Annotated in this window: 15 protein-coding genes; 7 read left to right on the plus strand and 8 right to left on the minus strand. The window is 66.8% G+C overall.

The window, feature by feature from the left end; genetic code table 11:
• Positions 1-62: 62 nt before the first annotated feature.
• From AX702_RS20005 to AX702_RS20020, 4 genes are read right to left on the minus strand one after another with little or no spacing between them, the layout of a single operon-like run.
• On the minus strand, positions 63-1424 hold the full coding sequence (locus AX702_RS20005) for an FAD/NAD(P)-dependent oxidoreductase (RefSeq protein ID WP_066782142.1): 1362 nt from the start codon (positions 1422-1424) through the stop codon (positions 63-65).
• Complete coding sequence (locus AX702_RS20010; protein ID WP_093067453.1) at positions 1417-1692, minus strand: 2Fe-2S iron-sulfur cluster-binding protein; 276 nt, start codon at positions 1690-1692, stop codon at positions 1417-1419. Before AX702_RS20010 ends, AX702_RS20005 begins: the two co-directional genes overlap by 8 nt.
• The gene (locus tag AX702_RS20015; RefSeq protein WP_066782143.1) at positions 1689-2864 is read right to left on the minus strand and encodes an NAD(P)/FAD-dependent oxidoreductase; all 1176 of its coding nucleotides are present in this window, start codon (positions 2862-2864) and stop codon (positions 1689-1691) included. The genes AX702_RS20010 and AX702_RS20015 overlap by 4 nt, the downstream gene beginning before the upstream one ends.
• 5 nt (positions 2865-2869) lie before the next feature.
• Positions 2870-3790, minus strand: coding sequence for a dihydrodipicolinate synthase family protein (locus tag AX702_RS20020; protein ID WP_066782144.1), 921 nt, complete (start codon positions 3788-3790; stop codon positions 2870-2872).
• Positions 3791-3936: 146 nt separating this feature from the next.
• Between AX702_RS20020 and AX702_RS20025 the strand changes: the two genes are divergently transcribed.
• On the plus strand, positions 3937-4833 hold the full coding sequence (locus AX702_RS20025) for a LysR family transcriptional regulator (protein ID WP_066782145.1): 897 nt from the start codon (positions 3937-3939) through the stop codon (positions 4831-4833).
• A 247-nt stretch (positions 4834-5080) separates the two neighbouring features.
• Here AX702_RS20025 and AX702_RS20030 read toward each other — a convergent pair whose 3' ends face one another.
• Genes AX702_RS20030 through AX702_RS20040 form a run of 3 tightly spaced genes read right to left on the minus strand, consistent with a single transcriptional unit; the run spans position 5081 to position 8552 of the window.
• Positions 5081-6535 carry a sodium:solute symporter family protein gene (locus AX702_RS20030; RefSeq protein ID WP_066782146.1) on the minus strand — a complete coding sequence of 485 codons (1455 nt, stop codon included), beginning with the start codon at positions 6533-6535 and terminating at the stop codon, positions 5081-5083.
• Positions 6532-6759 (minus strand): DUF3311 domain-containing protein, encoded by a 228-nt coding sequence (locus tag AX702_RS20035; RefSeq protein ID WP_066782147.1) that lies wholly within the window; start codon positions 6757-6759, stop codon positions 6532-6534. Before AX702_RS20035 ends, AX702_RS20030 begins: the two co-directional genes overlap by 4 nt.
• On the minus strand, positions 6756-8552 hold the full coding sequence (locus AX702_RS20040; protein ID WP_066782148.1) for a DUF885 domain-containing protein: 1797 nt from the start codon (positions 8550-8552) through the stop codon (positions 6756-6758). The genes AX702_RS20035 and AX702_RS20040 overlap by 4 nt, the downstream gene beginning before the upstream one ends.
• A 254-nt stretch (positions 8553-8806) precedes the next feature.
• Between AX702_RS20040 and AX702_RS20045 the strand changes: the two genes are divergently transcribed.
• From AX702_RS20045 to AX702_RS20070, 6 genes are all read left to right on the plus strand, one after another.
• Entirely contained in the window at positions 8807-10096 is a 1290-nt protein-coding gene (locus tag AX702_RS20045) for an amidohydrolase family protein (protein ID WP_066782149.1), read from the plus strand.
• 137 nt (positions 10097-10233) lie between these two features.
• On the plus strand, positions 10234-11487 hold the full coding sequence (locus tag AX702_RS20050; protein WP_066782150.1) for an amidohydrolase family protein: 1254 nt from the start codon (positions 10234-10236) through the stop codon (positions 11485-11487).
• 271 nt (positions 11488-11758) lie between these two features.
• Entirely contained in the window at positions 11759-13072 is a 1314-nt protein-coding gene (locus AX702_RS20055) for a M24 family metallopeptidase (RefSeq protein ID WP_197420702.1), read from the plus strand.
• Positions 13073-13239: 167 nt separating this feature from the next.
• Positions 13240-13758, plus strand: a complete 519-nt coding sequence (locus tag AX702_RS20060) for a hypothetical protein (RefSeq protein ID WP_231731972.1) — start codon at positions 13240-13242, stop codon at positions 13756-13758.
• Between the two features lie 90 nt (positions 13759-13848).
• Positions 13849-16131, plus strand: a complete 2283-nt coding sequence (locus AX702_RS20065; RefSeq protein ID WP_066782152.1) for a TonB-dependent receptor — start codon at positions 13849-13851, stop codon at positions 16129-16131.
• A gap of 144 nt (positions 16132-16275) precedes the next feature.
• On the plus strand, positions 16276-18093 hold the full coding sequence (locus AX702_RS20070) for a DUF885 domain-containing protein (protein WP_066782153.1): 1818 nt from the start codon (positions 16276-16278) through the stop codon (positions 18091-18093).
• Positions 18094-18163: 70 nt separating this feature from the next.
• On the opposite strand, the gene AX702_RS20075 is transcribed toward AX702_RS20070, so the two are convergent.
• Entirely contained in the window at positions 18164-19165 is a 1002-nt protein-coding gene (locus AX702_RS20075; RefSeq protein ID WP_082746395.1) for an SDR family oxidoreductase, read from the minus strand.
• Positions 19166-19211 lie beyond the last annotated feature (46 nt).

The following is a 19211-nucleotide window of genomic DNA, read 5'->3' on the forward strand; positions in this document are numbered from 1 at the left end:
CGCAGGCAATTCGGCGGCGGCGCAAACATCGTTGCCTCGGTTGCAACGGTCAGGCCCGGCACTCAGGCGAGAAGGTCGCCGATCGCGACCGGGCGGGCGGGAAAGCGCGCGGTGAAGCCTGGGTCGCCAGGTCGGCCTGCGTCGGCCACAAGGCGCAGCAACGTGGGCTCGCAATTGCGCCCCTGGCACAGGCCCATGCCGCAACGCGTGGCGAGCTTGACGGCGTTGGCCGAGGCGCCGGTCGCGACAGCCTGCTCAATCGGGGCGAGCGGCACATCCTCGCAGCGGCAGATCAACGTGTCGGGCTCCGGGGCGGGCAGGTAGGCGCGCGGGTCGGCGATGGCGTCGAGCAGGCCCGCGAACGCGCGGTGCTGCGCGAGTCCGCGGCGGGCGGGGCGGGCGGCGGTCTCGGCGGCGGCGGGCGTGACCAGACCAAGGTCTAGCGCGATGCCCAGCCCGGCGATGGTGCCTGCCGCCCGCGCCGCTTCCGCGCCGGCGACACCGGTCACTTCGCCCGCGACATGGATGCCGGGTGCAGAGGCGCGCATCCAGCCGTCATGCGTGGCGCGCCAGCCGCCTGCCGGCCCGGCCGCGACGACCTGCGCGCCGGCCATGCGGGGAAGGGCGGATTGCGGCACGAAGCCATAGCACAGGCCGATCGCATCGCAGGTTATCGTGCGGGCGCTGATTTCGGCGCTGGTTTCGGCGGCCTCGACCTGGTCGGTGCCGATGACGCGAGCCAGGCCGGTGCCGAAGTGGACGGGCACGCCGGCGCGGCGCAGCGTGCGCATGGCGCTGCCCCCGGCGAGAAGATCGCGCGCGCGGCGCGCCGCCGTCGCGGGCGCGCGGAGCAAGGGGGCGAGCATTGCGCGCTGCGGCTGGGCGAACAGCACCGCCGCGACGCTGCCGCCGGCGTGAATGATCTGTTCGGCGATGACGAGCTGCAGCGGGTGCGTGCCGGCGAGCAGGATCCGCTCGCCGGCCAGGATGTGCTGGCTCTTGAGCAAAGCCTGGATCCCGCCTGCGGCATAGACGCCGGGCAGCGTCCAGCCGGGGAGCGGCACGGCAAGATCCTGGCACCCCGAGGCGATCAGGATGTGCCTGGCGGCGATCGCCTGCGTGCCGTCCGGCCCGTGGACGAGCAGGCGGCCGGGCTGGCAATCGAGCACCGATCGGCCGCCGAGCCACGCGACGCCGTCGAGCGCCTCGAAGCGGCAGAGCTGGTGCTTGAGCGCGGCATAGCTGCGTCCCGGCAGCCAGTCCGCACCGCGGCGCGGTGGCTGGCGAAGGATCTGGCCACCGGGGCGCGGCTGTTCGTCGATCACCGCGATCGATACGTCGTGATCCGCGAGCACCAGCGCCGCGGCCTGGCCGGCGGGGCCGCCGCCGATGATCGCGACGTCGAAGGTGAGGGGGTCAGCCAAGGGTCGTGAGCTCCAGCCCGTCGGTCGCTTCGACCAGGCAAGCGCGAACACGGCGGCCGCTGCGCGCGAGCGTGACGGTGCATTCTCCGCAACTGCCCATGTTGCAGAACAGGCCACGCGGGCGCCCCTGCGTGTCGCGGCGAAAGGCGATGCGCCCACCCGCCAGCATCGCGGCGGCGATCGTCTCACCCGCGGCGGCGACCAGCGGCTCGCCATCGACGATCAGCGTGACCGTCGAGGCTTCGGCGGAGGTGCGTCGCGCGCTCACCCCATGAACCCGTTCAGGTGCTCGAACCGGGCGGGCGAGACGATCGCGAGCTCGGGAACCGACTGCCCGCTCATCGCGCCGGCGAGCAGACGGGCGAAGGTGAGGCCGAGGGTGAAGGCCGATCCGCCCGCCGCAACGTACAGCCCGGGCATGCGCGGCACTTCGCCCACGATCGGAAGCTGATCGGCGGAGATGGCGGTGACGCCCGTCCAGCTGCGCAGCAGATCAAGCCCGGCAATGGCGGGCACCGTGTCGGTCGCGGCGCGCAGGTTGCCGGTGAGCGAGTCCGGGATCAGCGAGGCCTTGCGCGACAGGTCGAAGCCGCGGGCGTTCTGGGCGAGGCGCGAGGGCCAGCCGCCGCCGATCAGCAGATTGCCGGCATAGGTCTGTTTCAGCGACAGGCGGCGGCCGACGTGCTGAACGAGGTGCGGCACCAGCGGCGCGGTGCGCACCGTGGCGTTCATCAGCAATGCGACGGGATAGAGCGGCATGTGGAGGTTCGCGCGGGCGCACAGCGGCGCCGTCCACGCCCCTGCCGCGACAAGCACGCGATCGGTGGCAAGCGACCAGCCGCTGCTGCCGCCGAGCCGGAATCCGGCACCGTGCCGGGCGATGGTGTCGACTGGCGTGTGCATGCGCAGCTCGGCGCCTGCTGCGCGTGCCGCGGCGGCCAGCGCGGGCGTGATTGCCTTGGGATCGGCATGACCTTCGTCGCGCGCGAGGTTGGCGGCGAGAATGCGCTCCGACAGATAGGGCGCATGGGTGCGGGCAATGGCGCCGTCGACTGTTTCGACCGATAGGCCCTCGCGTCGCTCGCGATCCGCCTTGCGCTCCAGCAGCGCCACCTGTTCAGGCGTTTCCGCGACCATCAGCCCGCCCTTCATGGCGACGTGGAGCCTGGCGCCAAGCTCCCGCTCGATCCCGCGCCAGTCCTCGACCGCAAGCCGGCTGAGCGCGACGATGCCGGCGGCCTGGTCGGCCAGCGCATCGCCGTTTTCGAGAAAGCGACGCTCGATCTGGAAGTGGAGCGAGCCGGCATTCTGGCCCGAGGCGCCGGTGTTGACGTCACCGGCCTCCAGTAAAACCACCGACGCGCCAGCGAGCGCCAGGCGCCAGGCGGTGGCGCAGCCGATCAGCCCGCCACCGATGATCGCCACGTCCGCCCGGTCCATGGAGCCTAGATGCGCCCGAGTTCGACCAGAGTCTCCCGGATTATTTCCGCATCCCCCGCCGACACATCGCGGAGCGGCGCGCGGACATAGCCGCCGGGCAACCCTTGCGCGTTGAGCGCGGCCTTCAGGATCGCCGGGCCGGAGCCGAAGCGGCCGACCAGTTCGGGCGTGTACCATTGATCGAGGATCACCCGATCCTGGCGACCGCAGGCGCGCGCGCCCTCCACGTCGCCGGCCCACAGCTTGTTGTAGAAATCGGGATGGGTGCGGCCGAGCACCGCGCCCGCGCCCATCGTGCCGTCGCCGCCATGCGCGCGCAGGAATGTGAGGCCGTGTTCGTCCATCGAATGACCGAACACGCGCACCTCGTCGTTGAGCGCGAAGAAGGTGTCGATGAAGCCGCGCAGGTTGCTGGTCGACTGTTTGATCGCGACGACATTCTCCAGCGCGGCGATCCGCTTCAGCAGGTCGAGCGGCATGTCGATCCCGGTGCCCGGTGGCCAGTTGTAGACGCAGATCGGCAGCGGCGTGGCGGCGGAGAGATCGGCGTAGAAGCCCAGGATCTCCTCGTCCGACGGCTTGTAGTAAGGCGGCGGGGTGACGACGATTCCGTCGAAGCCGCTCGCCGCGGCATGATCGGCAAGCGCCAGCACCTGGCGCGGCGTATAAGCGGTACAGCCGGCCAGCAGCGGCAGCTTGCCCTTGAGCTGCGCACCGGCGGCAGCGAACAGTTCGGCACGTTCCGGGTCCGAAAGGCTGGGCCATTCGCCGGTGGTGCCGGCGATCAGCAGGCCATGCATCCCCTCGCCGTGCAGCCATTCGAGCAAGCCGCCCAGCGCCTTCAGGTCCAGATTGCGTTCCGCATCAAAGGGCGTGGTGATTGCGGGTATATAGCCACGCCAATCCGCGCGCGATCGCTTGTTCATCGGTTCCCTTCCCCGCGGGCGATTGCCCTTCCGATAGCCGTAACGGGGAAGCGAATGTCGCAACAAGGGCAACGAAGCGCGAATCATGTTGCGATCCGCGCAACTTATGTCAGTCTTCATTCTGTCACATCACCGGGGGGTGAATCATGTGGGACGGTGCACTTCAGTATTTCTATGAAGCGGCGAACCTTGGATCGATGCGTCTGGCCAGCGACAAGATCGGCGTCGCGGTATCCTCGATCAGCCGGCAGATCGCGCAGCTCGAATATGAACTGGGGGTGCCGCTGATCGAGCGGGGGCGGCGCTCGATCCGGCTGACCGAGGCGGGGCAGCTCGCCTATGAATATCACAAGAACCAGCTGGCCGGGCGCGAGGGGCTGCTGAACCAGATCCAGGAGCTGCGCGAGGTCAAGACCGGGCGGGTCGACCTGGCGATCGGCGAGGGATTTTTCGGGCCGCCGTTCACCGCGATGATCGAGGCGTTCCAGGCAAAGAACCCTGGGATCGCCGTGTCGGTCACCAGCTGCCCCAGCGCCGAGATCATCCGCATGGTGATCGAGGACGAGGCGCATATCGGCATGATCCTGTCGACCACCAGCGAGCCCAAGATCCGCACGCGGGCGGCGGTGGCGCAGCCGTTGCTGGTCTTGTGCGCGCCCGATCATCCGGCAGCGGCGATGGAGGCATTGACCGTTGCCGATCTGGCAACGTTCGAAATGTGCCTGCCGCCGGGCGGTTTCCGCATTCGCGCGACACTGAACGATGCGCAGAAGCGCGCGCAGGTGTGCCTGGAGCCGCGGCTGGTGACGACATCGATCGCGATGATGCGCGAAATCGCCAAGGGCGGGCGAGCGGTAACGGTGCTGCCGCGCATTTCCGCCATCGCCGAGCTGGAGGAGGGGTCGCTGGTCGCCCGGCCGCTGATCGACGATGCGATCGAGCATAGCACGGTCAGCCTGATCCATCGGCTCGGGCGACAGCTCGACGGGGCGCCGGCGCGGCTACTGGCAGTAATCGAGGCGAAGCTGAAGAGCTGGAGCTGAGGGGGGGAAGGGCGGAGGAACTCGCCCTCTCCCCGTTCGTGCTGAGCCTGTCGAAGCACGTGCCCCGAGCGGTGTCGCCGGTGGCACGCCCTTCGACAGGCTCAGGGCGAACGGGTTGTAGCTGAAACCAAAATTTACCCGTCACGCCGGGCTTGTCCCGGCATCCACCGGCCCGCAAACCGCCCGCATGAGGATATGCGGCCCGGTGGATGCCGGCACTGCGGCCGGCATGACGAAGGGGAGGCGGTTAGACGGTGGCCAATGCCGTGGGCTTTCGTTCCGGCAGCGCGAGGCACGCCGCCACCATCACCGCGGCGTTGACCGCCATCGCGATCAGCCCCGGCTCCCATCCGGGCAGCAATGCCTTCCATAGCTCCTGCGCCTGGGGAAGCAGAAGCGCGCAATAGCCCGCCACGATGCCGAGGAACACGCCTCTGGCATTCGCGCGCGGCCACAGGAACGCGGCGTATACGCCGGGCGCGAGCATGCCGATCGCGGCATAAGCGGACAGGCCGATCTCGACGAGCGACTTGGAGCCGCCGAGCGTCAGATAGACCGCAGCGGCGGCGAAGCCGATCATCGACAGCCGCGAGGCGAGCAGGGTCGCGCGCTCCGACAGAGCCGGCCGGAGCGGCAGCAGCACGTTGCGGCTGAAGATCGACCCGGCCGTCAGCAACAGCACCGATCCCGGCACCAGCGCCAGCAGGCAGGCGGTGCCGGCGAAGATGCCCACCACCCAGGCCGGATAGCGATCGGCGACGAACTGCAGCAGCACTGCATTGGTGTCGCCGCCCGCCGGCTGCGTTCCCGCGAGCAATGCCGCGAAGCCGAGCAGGATGATGAAGAAATAGGATAGCGAATAGATCGGCTGCCAGATGGCGTTACGGCGGATCGTCGCCTCGCTGCCGGCCGAAAAGCACAATTGGAACAGATGCGGCAGGATCCAGTTGCCGAGCGCGACATTGAGCGCGGAGGTCATCAGCCACACCTGGCTCAGCCCCGCGCCGGGCTGCAGCCCCGGCAGTCTGCCGATGCCGGGAAAGCTGTCCTGCGCGAGACGGTAGACATCCAGCATCGAGGCCGCGCCGACCTTGCTTGCCACGCTCGCGCACAGGCCGATGACGATCAGCACCATCAGCACGTCCTTCACCCCGGCAGCAAAGGCGGCGGAGCGCAGGCCGGCGAAGAAGACGAAGCCGAGCATGAAGACGGCGGCGATGATCGCGGACAGCGCGGGCGATACCTCCGGCCCAAGCGTCATGCGGACGATGAGGCTGAGCGCTACGATCTGGATCTGGACATAGACGATCAGCGCCGCGATCCCCGCTAGGCCGACAACGACGCCGAGCCAGGTCGCGCGATAATGCGCGGCGAAGAAATCGGCCTGAGTCACCAGGCCGTGCCTCCGCCCGGCGTTCCAGATCAGCGGCATCAGCCAATAGCCGATCGTGGCGGACAGCGAGACGGAGGTGAGCGCCAGATAGGCGGGCGCGCCATAGGCCCAGGCGAAGCCCGAAATGCCGAGCACGGCAAAGGTGGTGTAGATCTCCCCGGCGTTGAGGAACCAGAAGATCAGCACGCCGAACTTGCGCCCGCCGACCGCCCATTCGGTGAGCGTGCGCGCCTTCGCCTGCCGCCGCGCGGACAGCAATGCGCCGGCCATGGTGCCGAGGACGACGGCAAGGGTGAGGGCGAGGATCATGCCGCGTCATCCTGTGCGAACTCGGGGTTCTTGCGGTCGATCGCGAAGACCGTGGCGATCACGATCGAGGTGACGATGATCCCCGCCATCTGCCAAACCATCGGGAAGGGCAGCGAAAAGGGGCGCCATGCGACGTCATTGACGAGCGGGATGCAGCCGACCTGCCAGAGGAACGGGATCAGCAGCAGCCAGCGGTGCGGGCGTGCGATCTTTCGGGCGGTCACGCCGGGCCGCCGCCGGCAGCGATCCAGCCGCGGATCTTGGCGTCAAGCACGTCCATCGGCAGCGCGCCGGTGTTCAGCACCTGCCGGTGAAAATCGCGCACGTCGAACTTCGCCCCGAGCTTCGCGGTCGCGGCTTCGCGCAACTCGCGGAACTTGAGTTCGCCGATCTTGTACGCACAGGCCTGGCCCGGATAGGCGATGTAGCGGTCGATCTCGACCGCCACGTCGCGCGGCGCCATGGAGGTGTTGTCGAGCATGTAGTCGATCGCTTGTTGCCGGCCCCAGCCCTTGGCGTGGAGGCCGGTGTCGACCACCAGCCGCACGGCGCGCAGCATTTCCATGTCGAGGTGCCCGAACAATTGCATCGGATCGCCGAACATGCCGAGTTCCGGCCCGAGCGATTCTGAATACAGCCCCCAGCCTTCGGTATAAGCGGTGGCCTGGCCGTGCCGCAGCAGCGGCGGCAGCGCCGCATTCTCAATCGCGAGCGTGAGCTGGAAATGGTGGCCGGGAATGCCCTCGTGCAGCGTCAGCGTTTCCAGCGTAGAAATCGGCCGCGTGTTCAGCATCGACATGTTGAAATAGAGCACGCCCGGCGAGACGCCGTCGGGCGGACCGGGCCGGTAATAGCCGGTGCCGCGCTGGTCGCCGAGCGCCGGCAGCGGGCGAACCTCGAACGGCGCCTTGGGGCGATCGTGGAACAGCCTTGGAATGCCGGGCCAGATCTTCGCCTCGATCGCCTTGAAGCGGGCGAGCAGTTCGTCGGGTGTCTTGCAATAATATTGAGGGTCGGTGCGAATGTGCTCGAAGAACGCCTTGAGATCGCCTGTGAAACCAACTTTCGCGCGGACCTTCTCCATCTCGGCGCGGATGCGCGCGACTTCGGAGAGGCCAAGCGTGTGAATGTCGTCGGCACTGCGCCTGGTCGTCGTATGGCGCTGTAGCTCCCAGGCGTAGAGCCGCGCGCCGTCCTTCATCGCGCTGCGGCCGGGCGCTTCGAGCGCGCGGGGCAGATAGGTGCCGCGCAGGTAGGTCGCCCAGTGGCGATAGGCGGGGTACACCTTGTCCCCGATCGCCTGGCGAAAGGCATTGGTGATGCGGGTGCGTTCGGCGGCCGGCATCGTGTCGGGCAGGCGTGTGATGCCGGTCCAGAACGGGCTTCGCTCGATCGGCAGCGCAAGCATGGCGTTGACCTGCGCCAGCACGTTGGTGACGATGATCTTCGGCTGCACCTGCCCAGCAGCGAGGCCCTGCTGCAATCGCGCGACATTGCTGTTCATATAGCCGACAAAGCCATCGAACCGGGCCAGCGTGTCGTCATAGTCGGCAGCGCTTTCGTATTTGGCGCCGGCGAGGAAGTCAGGGAATTCGACGTGCAACCCGAAGGACGGGTTAAGCGGCGCCATGCGCTGCACGGCAAACAGCCCGGTGGTGATGAGGTCGAGCATCTGCCGCGTCTTGTAGGCAAATACGTCATAGGCGATCCGGTCCACCGGGCCGAGCGCGGTCCGATCGATGGTGGCGAGTTCGGCGGCGTCGCGCTGCTTGTCGGCGCGCAGCTGCGCCTCGTAAGCGTCACTTAGCGGATCAACGAACAGCGCGCCGCTTGTGGTACCGTTGCGGGCCGCGCGCAGCGGGTCGAGCGCCGCCTCGGCCGCTGCGCTGCGGTCCAGCAAGGCCCGCAGCCTGGCGCCCTGGTCCGCCTGCGCAAAGGCCGGGGCCGGGGCCAGGGCACTCGCCGCCAGCAGGCCGAGCGTGGTGCGGCGTGTGAACAGGCGTGGATCGTTCGGCAAAGTGCGGCCCCCCTTTTCTTGGTGCCAATCGTGTCGCGTTGCGGCGGGAATGCAACCTTTCGGACGACGACTTGCGCGCAGTGAGCATTCGGGAGCTAACGACAGGAAAACAGGACACTTTCTGGCTTCTGCGTTGCCTCAAACGTAAGCAATTGTGCTTTGCGTTGCGTTTGACGCAATTATGTCACGCGACTTTTCGCATTGTCTTCGTGGGCAGATCCCGCAGTCTCGCACCATCTTCAGGGAGGGACGCAATGAAGCTTTGGCGCACAGCGCTTGCCGCGCTGGCGACCGTGTCGGCGAGTGCCGTGGCGGCGCAGGAGGCTGCACCGGTTACGGCGTTGGTCGGCGGTAATGTCGTCGACGTGGATAATGGGCGCACGACCCCGAATGCCGTGGTGCTGGTGCAGGGCGAGAAGATCCTGCAGGTCGGGCCGGCCGCATCGGTGGCGGTGCCGGCGGGGGCCAAGGTCGTGCCGATGGCCGGCAAGTGGCTGATCCCGGGCCTCATGAACATGCACGTCCACTTCGGGCTGAAGCTGCCGGGTGCCGAGGGCAATGCGCTGCTCAACGAGACGGATGGCGAGGAAGCGCTGCGCATGGCGCACAATGCCCGGCGCAGCCTGATGGCGGGCGTGACGACGGTGCGGCTGACCGCCGAGGATCATGGCATCGACTTCATGCTGAAGCGGGCGATCGCCAAGGGGCAGGCGGTCGGGCCGCGGATCGAATCCGCCGGCGAGCTGATCGTGCCGACCGGCGGGCACGGATCGCTGGAGGCAGATGGCCCGGCCGAGTTCAGCAAGGTGGCGCGCGAGCAGATCAAGCGCGGCGCGAGCTGGATCAAGATAGCCATTTCCGGCGGCATCTCGGATACGCACGGGAGCATTTCGGCCGCGCCGATGACCGATGCGGAACTGTCGACGATTATCGAGGTCGCGCACCGCAATGGCGTGAAGGTGACGGCGCACAACGGATCGTCCGAAGCGGCGCTCCAGGCGCTGAAGTTCGGCATCGACTGTTTCGAGCACGGCTATCACCTCAACGACGAGGTGCTGACCAAGATGAAGGCGCAGGGCGTGTGGCTGGTGCCGACAATGGTGGTGAGCCAGCCGGGCGCCTATGAATTCTATCGCAAGATCGGCTCGCCGCCCTGGTACCTCGACCGTGTCGCCTCGACCGGCAAGGACCATTGGGCCATGCTGCAGAAGGCGATCCGCATGGGCGTCAACATCGCGCTGGGCACCGACCAGTTTCCGTTCGAGCCGAACGACGGGACGACCGCGACGGTCGCGGAGGCGGAATTGTACCAGAAGGCGGGGATGACGCCGCTGGCCGCATTGCAGGCGGCGACGATCCGGCCGGCCAAGATGCTTGGGCTGGATGCGCAGGTCGGGCGGATCGTGGCGGGGCAATATGCCGATATCGTCGCGGTGGATGCCGATCCGACGAAGGACGTGGCCGCTTTGCGCACGCTCGATTTCGTGATGAAGGGCGGGGCGATCTATCGCGACGACGACCATCCCGAGACGATTGCACGCTGATTGCTGCCCGCTGCTGTTCCGCGCCGAAGGCCAGAGTCCGGTAGCGAAGAGTGCAGTGATTGATGGTGGCGCCTTCCAATCAACGACGCCCAACTGGGCCCCGGCCTTCGCCGGGGCGCGAGTGACAAGGACGAACGATGAAGCACATCCTGGCCGCCGGTGCCGCTTTCCTGACCCTCCTTGCGTCCTCCGTGTCCGCGCAGACGATCGCGCTGGTCGGCGGCAATGTCGCCGATCTCGCCGGCAAGGCGCCGATCCGCGATGCGGTGGTGGTGATCGAGGGCGAGCGGATTGCCGCCATCGGCCCGCGCGGCACCACGCCGGTGCCGGCCGGGGCCACGGTCGTGCCGATGACGGGCAAGTGGCTGATCCCGGGCCTCATGAACATGCACGTCCACCTGGCGCTGAACCTGCCCGGCGCGGCGCGCGTGTATAACGAGGGCGTGGATTCAATGGCGCTGCGCACGCTCGACAATGCGCAAAAGTCGCTGTGGTCGGGCGTCACCACGATGCGGCTGACCGGATCGGACGCGGGCGTCGACTTCACGGTGAAGAAGGCGATCGACGCAGGGGTGTTCGACGGGCCGCGCATCCATACCGCGGGCGCATCGATCGTGCCGACGGGCGGGCACGGCAAGCTGGAGGTGAACGGCCCTGCCGAATTTGCCAAGGCGGTGCGTGAGCAGGTGAAGGCCGGCGCGACCTGGATCAAGCTGGGCATTTCCGGCGGCATCTCGGATACGCATGGCGATATCGCGGCGTCGCCCTTCACCGATGACGAGCTCAACACCGCGATCGAGGTGGCGCATCGCAACGGCGTGAAGGTGACCGGCCATACCGGCTCTCCGATCGCATCGGATGCGGCGATCGATGCCGGCATCGACTGTTTCGAACATGGCTATTTCCTGACCCCGCCGGTGCTGAAGAAGATGAAGGCCAAGGGCGTCTGGTACGTGCCGACGATCGTCGTCAGCCAGAATGGCGCCAAGGAATTTTACCGCAAGATCGGCTCGCCGCCCTGGTACCTGGCGCGGGTGGACTCGGTCGGCAAGCAGCATATGCAATCGCTGCGCGACGCGATCGCCAATGGCGTGAACATCGCGCTTGGCACCGACCAATATCCGTGGGAGCCGAACGAGGGCACGACCGCCACGGTGCGCGAGGCGGAGCTGTATGTCGACGCGGGGATGACGCCGGCGCAGGCGCTGCGCTCGGCGACGATCGACAGTGCGCGCATGCTGGGCGTCGAGGCAGAGGTCGGCGAGCTGAAGCAGGGATATCTCGCCGACATCGTCGCGGTGGATGCCGATCCGACGCAGGACATCCGCGCGCTGCGCACGATCGGCTTCGTGATGAAAGGCGGCAAGGTGGTGCGCAACGACGCGCGGTGAGGCGTGGCTTTCGCCGCGCCGTTAGCGCAGCCGTGCCTAACGAGGTGCGCAGAGAGCTGCCTTTCGACGCAGCCGCATCCCGGCCGCGCCGGGATCCATCCATCCGCGCGCGGTCCGTTACTGGCCACGGCGCCTGCACCTTGGATCCCGGCGCCACGCCGGAATGACATGGCGGCGTGGCAGGAAAACCATCTAGGGCCCGATATCGCGTGAAAACGGTTGCGATGTGTCAGGAATCGTGCAGTCTGCCGTTTCGATCAGGGAGTTGATGGTGCCGCGATCCGTTCTCGCTCTTGCCCTTGCGCTTTCCACCGTGCTCGCATCGCCGGTCGCTGCGCAGGAGGCAAAGCGGCGGTGGGACGAATTGTGCCAGATCCGCAAGGACAAGCTCGACATCATCCTGCCGGAGGCGATGCGCGAGAACGGCATCGACATGTGGATCGTCGCCGGGCGTGAGGGGCATGATGATCCCAATGCAATGCTGCTGGGCGGCGGCTATATCGGCGACATCGGCTATTATGTGTTCACCGATCGCGGCGGCGGGCGGATCGAACGCGCGGCGTTCGGGATCGGCGGCGCGGCGTTCGATCAATGCCCGCTGTATGACCTGCGGCCGGCGCCGTCCGAGCTCGGGGCGTTCGTAAAGGCGCGCCAGCCCCGCAGGATCGGCATCAACGTCGCAACGGAAATCGGCAGCGCCGATGGCCTGAGCCATTCGCTGCATGAGAGATTGCGCGCCGAACTCGGGCCCGATTTTTCGGCGCGGCTGGTGTCGGCGGAGAAGCTCGTCTCCGACTTCCGTTCGCGCAACACTGCCCTGGGGCTGGCGGCGTTCAGCAAGGCAGGGGAATATTCACGCACGATCGTCGAGCGGGCGCTGTCTAACGAGGTGATCCGGCCGGGCCATACCACCACGGGCGATGTCGCCTGGTGGATGATGGAGCAGCTCCACACGCTCGGTCTGGGCAACAGTTTCGGGCTGCCGAGCATCTATATCCTGGGCCCAGGGCCGCGCGGGCCGGTGTCGGGCGATCACGTGATCCAGCCGGGCGACCTCATCACCGTCGACTGGGGCGTGAACTATCTGACCGCCTATACCGACATGAAGCGCATGGCCTATGTGCTGAAGGCGGGCGAGAATGCGCCGCCCGCCGGCGTGCAGCGCGCCTATGACAAGGGGCAGGCGATCCGCGCCATGATCCTGGACGTGATCCGGCCAGGCATCACCGCGGGCGATGCGCTGGCGGCGGTCAACAAACGGGTGGCGGCCACGCCTGGCTTCGTGCTGGGCAAATATGACGAGCCGAGCGCCGACCCGAAGGTGACCGATGTGGTGATCGGCAGCCATTCGGTAGGTGATCTGGGACATGGATCGGGGCCGTCCATGGCCGATTTCAACCCGCTGAGGATGACCTACACGCTGCGGCCGGGCAATCTGCTGTCGGTGGAATTGTTCGTCTACACGGTCGTGCCCGAGTGGGGGACGCGCAAGATCAAGATCCCGCTGGAGGACAATGGCGTGGTGACGCAAAGCGGCCTGCAATGGGCCTATCCGCCCAACAGCCGCATATTGCTGGTGAAATAACGGGCCTGGCGGCGCGCCCCGATCCGTGCCGCCGGCTAATTTGCGCTGAGTGCAACGAACGCGCGTTTGCAATGTCGTTGCCACAACATTGCAAGTGAATGACACTCCCCGGCGAGGTTCAGGCTGAACAGCCGGCCGATAAGAAACAATATATCAGGGAGCACGCCGTGAACAAGAAAGTCGTTCTTGCATCCGCTATGGCGTTGATGGCGCTATCTTCACCGGTTGCAGCGCGCCCGGCGACAGTTACTCAGGGCGCCGCGGCGTCACCAAAGCCTGCGACCGATATCCTGTCGCGCATGTTCATCTGGTGGAACCAGGCATTCAAGACGCCGGGTGCCTATACGGCGGAGAACTTCTCCAAGTTCTTCACGCCCGACGCGACTCTGGTGCTTGAGGGGCGCACGGTCATTTCTGGTGTTGATGGCTGGGCAAAGCATTTCCAGCGGATCCAGTCGGGCGGCGGCGAGGTGGAGATCGTCGTGCCGTTCAAGGAAGTCTTCGAAAAGGACGGCCTGATCTACAATTACCACGTCATCCGGTCGCGCCGGGGCGGCAAGGCCGCCTGCTCGCTGGCGGCCGGACATGCCGTGGTGAAGGACGGCAAGATCGCCTCGATCGTGCTCGTCCGCAGCGAACTGGATCCCGCAAAGGGGCCGATGGACCCGCAATGCTGGACGAACTGACCGCCTGAACGGCGGCAGCGACGCAGGAGGATCGCGAAGAACAAGGGCCCGGCGACGCATGCGTCGCCGGAGGGCGGAGGGACTTTGACCATGAACATCAAGCATTTCACGTTCCGGGAGCGATCGGCGCTGGGGTGCGCCGCCATCGCCATCGCCGCCGCCTTCGCCTCGCCGGCGTCGGCGCAGGAACTGGCCAGCACGAGCGAACCGGAGGCGCAGGTGTCGAACGACATCGTCGTCACCGCGCAGCGCCGCGAGCAGAGCCTGCAGGACGTGCCGATCGCGATCACCGCAGTGACGGCCGAGACGCTGCAGGACCAGAACGTGCAGAGCGTGGAGGATTATTTCGCGCTGACCCCGAACGTCAGCTTTCAGAGCAACGGCTCGCGCGATCGCAAGGATCTGGCGATCCGCGGCATTTCGAACCAGCTCAACCCCTATGCCGACGTGCGCCAGTCGACCTATGCCTTCTACATCGACGAGTTCAACGTCGCTGCCGGCACCAGCAACCCGCAGATCGTCGATCTGGAGCGGATCGAGGTGCTGCGCGGGCCGCAGGGCACCTATTTCGGCCGCAATGCGGTGGGCGGCGCGATCAACGTGCTGACCAAGAAGCCGGTCAACCGTTTCGAGGGGTTCATCGAAGGCGGCTATGCCAGCTATGACACCTGGCGCGCCGAAGGCGCCGTCAACGTGCCGGTCATCGACGACCTTCTCGCGATCCGCGCCTCGGGCAAGTACGAGCATTCGGACGGCTACATCAAGAATATCAATCCGATCGGCGGCGGCAACGACAGCGAATATTACACCTATCGCATCCAGGGACGCGTGACCCCCGCGCCGAACTTCACGCTCGACATGACCTACAACTTCTCGGACGAGACCGTGGGCATGCGCAACGGCGTGCCGACCGGCTTCGTCACCTCCACCTGGGCGTCGGTCTATTACGGCCGGACCGCCGGCTATATCGGCAATCCCGATGGCGTGGGCTTCTTTCCCGACAATGCCACGCGCGTGAACTTCAACCGTCCGCAGCAGGTGGGCGGCTCTTTCGAATATGTCAGCGCGCGCGCTGTGTGGGAAATCGGCAATGTCGCGATCACCGGCGTCGCCGGATCGCTGAAGTCGACCGTCGAGAATTATGGCGACGTCGACGGCGGCAGCATCGACTATTTCTACGAAGACCTGCGCCTGCTGCGCAAATCGACCAGCGGCGAGTTGCGGGTGCAATCCACCGGCAGCGGCAACGTCCTTGACTGGAGCGTCGGCGTCACGGCGGGCCGCGACACGGGCGACATGGATCAGTCGACCTATCACGGCACCGCCAGCCCGCTTTGCCCGGCCTCGTACAACAGGCAGTGCGAAGGCCTGCCGGTGACGGGGCTGCAGAGCGTCAGCTCGAGCGACTATTGGGCGGTGTTCGGGCAGGGGACGTGGAACATCACCGACGCGCTCGGCGCCACCGTTGGCCTGCGCTATTCGCGCGAGACGGTGAAGAACAACTCGATCAACCAGTCGAACCTGATCACGACCGGCGTCAACGACCGGACCGCAAAGTTCGACGACGTGTCGCCCAAGTTCACGCTGAGCTACAAGGCAAACCCGGATTGGCTGATCTTCGCCAATGCCTCACGCGGGTTCAAGTCGGGCGGTACGCAGACGAGCAACAACGTCAATCTTGCCAATGAGTTCGCGCCCGAAACGCTGTGGGACTATGAGCTTGGCACCAAGTTCGACCTGTTCGACGGCAAGGTGCGCGTCGACGTCACCGGTTTCTACATGGACTGGAAGAACGTCCAGCAGACGATCCGCTTCCAGTATATCGATCCGACCACCGGGTTGCTGCGCGGCGTGAGCGGCATCGCCAATGCGGCGGCGGCGGAAAGCTATGGCGCGGAAGCGAGCTTCGACGCGCGCATCACGCCCGAATTCTCGCTCAGCGCGCAGGTCGGCTGGAACAAGAGCAAGTTCAAGGATTACCCCAACGCGCTGATCGACGGCGTGGTGGTGGACGTGACCGGGGAGCAACTGGTCAATGCGCCCGAATGGACGCTCGGCGCGCAGGCCCAGTACAAGCGCGAACTGACCGATGGGCTGGACGGCTTCGTGCGGGCGGAGTGGAACTTCCGCGACACGATGATCTCCAATCCTTACGCCTATCGCTACAACGTCTATCCGTTCATCTCGCCGAGCTACCACAATGTGAACCTGCGAGCCGGGATCGAGACGGACAGGATCCGCGCGGTGATCTATGTCGAGAACCTGTTCGATGCGAAATACTTCGCCAACGCCTATGAAAAGGCGTTCTACTCGGGCGTGCAGGTGGAGCCATCGTACCGCGTGATCGGCGGCAGCGTCGGCTTCAAGTTCTAAGGGGTTGAACCTTTGTCATCCCGGCCCGGCGCCGGGATCCAGCGATCCGCAGTCGCTGTCGCTCGTTTCTCGAACGCGGCGGGTTGCGGCACCCTGGATCCCGGCGCAAGGCCGGAATGACGGAGCGTCCGGGGGGTAAGTTGCGTGATCGATCGTCGTCGTTTTCTTGAAGGCACCGCCGCCAGCCTGGCGTTCGGCCATGCGGTGCCGGCGCTCGGGCAGGGCGGGGGAAGCGCCGATGCGGCGCTCGCCGCGTTGCTCCAGCGGCATAGCGAGGCATATCTGCGTCGCTCGCCCGAGGAAGCGACCGGCAATGATTACGACGTCGGCGCGAATGCGGCGCTGCGCGCCCGGCTGGACGATCGCTCGCTGGCGGCGCGGGCGAGCGACCAGGCGGCGATCAAGGGGGCGATGACGCAGCTTGGCGCGATCGACGTGGCCGCGCTCTCGCCGCGCGGCGCGCTGGATCATGCGGTGGCGCGCTTCGTGTACGAGACGCTGGGCGATCTGCTTGGTCGCTATGGCTATGTCGACGGCAATCTGCGGCCGAGCCCTTATGTCGTCAGCCAGATGAACGGCGCCTATTACTGGCTGCCCGACTTCATCGGCAGCCGCCACCCGATCGAGACGCGCGCGGATGTGGAGGCATGGCTGCTGCGGCTAGCCGCGCTCGCCACCGCGCTGGATCAGGAAACCGATCGCATCCGCCACGATGCCGGGCTGGGGGTGATCCCGCCCGATTTCGTGATCAAGCGGACAATGGTGCAGATCAAGGGGCTGCGCGACGGCGAACCGCTGCAATCGGCGCTGATCGCGCCCGCGCTGAAGCGCATCCGCGAGAAGAGCCTGGGCGACGTCGAGGCACAGGCGCTGGGCATATTCCGCACGCGCATCCAGCCGGCACTGACGCGGCAGGCCGAGGTGCTGGAAGCCCTGCTGCCGCGCACCGATGCGCGCGCCGGCGTGTGGAAGCTGCCCGATGGCGACGCTTATTATGCCGCGGCGGTGCGATCGAACACGACGGTCGACACGTCCCCGGCCGAGCTGCATCGCATCGGGCTGGAGCAATGCCGCGCGCTTACCGCGCAGATCGATACGTTGCTGAAGGCCCAGGGGATGAGCGGCGGCAGCGTCATCGCGCGCATTGCTGCGCTTGATGCGGATCCGCGCTTCATCGTGTCGAACGACGATGCCGGCCGCGCCAAGCTGCTCGCGTTGGCCAATGACCATCTGAAGGCGATCACCGCGCGGTTGCCGGCGGCGTTCAACAATCCGGCGGTCGACCCGATCGTCGTGCGGCGCATCCCGCCAGCGATCGAGGCGGGGGCGCCAGGCGCCTTCTACTCCGAAGGGGCGCCGGGACAGCCAGGCGTTTACTCGATCAATCTCCATCGGCCGGACGAGCATGTCCTTTGGCGCCTGCCGACGCTGACCCATCACGAGGGCATTCCCGGGCATCACTTCCAGTACAGCATGCTGCGGCGCGCCCCCGCGCTGCCGCTGTTTCGCCGCATCGTCCGCTTCTCCTCCTATACCGAGGGCTGGGCATTGTACGCGCAGCAGGTGGCGGACGAACTTGGCGCGTTCGAGGACGATGCCTTTGGCCGGATCGGCTATCTGCAGTCGGAACTGTTCCGGGCGGCGCGGATCGTCGTCGATACCGGGCTTCACCATCATCGCTGGACCAAGCAGCAGGCGGTCGCCTGGATGGTGGAGAATGCCGGCGAGCAGCAGGAGGCGACCGACCGCGAGGTGACGCGCTACGCCGTTTATCCGGGGCAGGCGTGCAGCTTCAAGGTCGGCGCCAACGCGATCCATGCCGCCCGCGAGAAAGCGCGCACGGCGATGGGCGACCGCTTCGACGTTCGTGATTACCACGATCTGGTGCTGTCGAGCGGGCCCATGCCCATGTCGGTGCTGCAGTCCGCGACCGAGGCATGGTCGGGGAAAGCTGCATCGTGAGTGACGGATCGACGGGCCGCGGTGGCGGCCCGCCGGTTCACGCCTCGGTCCAGTCGGTCTTCTCAGGACCTCACGGGATCAGCCTGTTGGCGCGCAGACGCTCGAACAGGGCGAAGAAGGCGTCGTCGGTGGGCTGGTAGGCGGTAAAGCCCAGCCGGCGGCTCTTCGACATGTCGGTGACGACCTCGATCGGGCGGCCGAGGTCGGCATCGGTGTGCCAGGGCGAGGCGAGGCGGTTGAGGTCCGGTTCGGCCAGCCCCTCGCGTTCGGCGATCTCCCGCCACAGGCCGGCGTCGTCGGCCATCTGCTGTTCGAGCGGGCGTATCGTGCCGTCGAACGGCGCCGCCTCGATGCCGAACCAATCGGCGATGCGGCGCCACATCCACTGCCAGCGGAAGACATCGCCATTGACGACGTTGAACGCCTGATCGTGCGCCGCCGGGGTTTCGGCAGCCCAGAGAAGGTGCCGCGCGAGCTGGCCGGCGTCCGTCATGTCGGTCAGCCCGCTCCATTGCGCCGCCGAACCTGGAAAGGTGAAGGGCCGCCCCGTCTCGCGGCACAGTGTGGCGTACACCGCCAGCGTGGTGCCCATGTTCATCGCATTGCCGACCGCCAGGCCGATCACCGTGTGCGGCCTGTGGACGCTCCAGGTGAAGCCGTCGCGCGACGCTGCGGCGAACACCTCGTCCTCCTGCGCATAATAGAAATTCTCGACATCCAGCCGGCCCTGTTCCTCACGGAACGGCGTCTGCGGCAGCGTGCCCTTTCCATATGCCTCGAACGGCCCGAGATAATGCTTCAGCCCCGTGACCAGCGCGACATGGCGCGACCCCGTCGGCCTGGACAGGCCGTCCAGCAGGTTGCGGACCATGGCGGCGTTGACGCGGATATTCTCCGCCTCGCTATCCTGCCTGAGCCAGGTGGTAATGAACACCGCATCGGGATCGATGCCCCGCAACGCCGCCGCCGTGGCGGCCGCGTCCTGCAGGTCGGCTGCGACCGGCTGAACCCCGTCCTGCCCGGTTGGCCGCCGCGCGAGGCCATGGACCGTCCAGCCCTGTTCCACCAGCAGCGCCGCCGTCGCGCTGCTGGTGGAACAGGGCTGGACGGTCCATGGC

The organism is Sphingomonas sp. CCH5-D11 (assembly GCF_001557395.1).
Lineage (GTDB): Bacteria > Pseudomonadota > Alphaproteobacteria > Sphingomonadales > Sphingomonadaceae > Sphingomonas.

Bases quoted from the DNA above. Each gene is read 5' to 3' on its own strand.
- AX702_RS20030 (WP_066782146.1), bottom strand. From the start codon at position 6,535: ATGATCCTCGCCCTCACCCTTGCCGTCGTCCTCGGCACCATGGCCGGC.
- AX702_RS20065 (WP_066782152.1), top strand. From the start codon at position 13,849: ATGAACATCAAGCATTTCACGTTCCGGGAGCGATCGGCGCTGGGGTGC.
- AX702_RS20015 (WP_066782143.1), bottom strand. From the start codon at position 2,864: ATGGACCGGGCGGACGTGGCGATCATCGGTGGCGGGCTGATCGGCTGC.
- AX702_RS20050 (WP_066782150.1), top strand. From the start codon at position 10,234: ATGAAGCACATCCTGGCCGCCGGTGCCGCTTTCCTGACCCTCCTTGCG.
- AX702_RS20045 (WP_066782149.1), top strand. From the start codon at position 8,807: ATGAAGCTTTGGCGCACAGCGCTTGCCGCGCTGGCGACCGTGTCGGCG.
- AX702_RS20025 (WP_066782145.1), top strand. From the start codon at position 3,937: ATGTGGGACGGTGCACTTCAGTATTTCTATGAAGCGGCGAACCTTGGA.
- AX702_RS20020 (WP_066782144.1), bottom strand. From the start codon at position 3,790: ATGAACAAGCGATCGCGCGCGGATTGGCGTGGCTATATACCCGCAATC.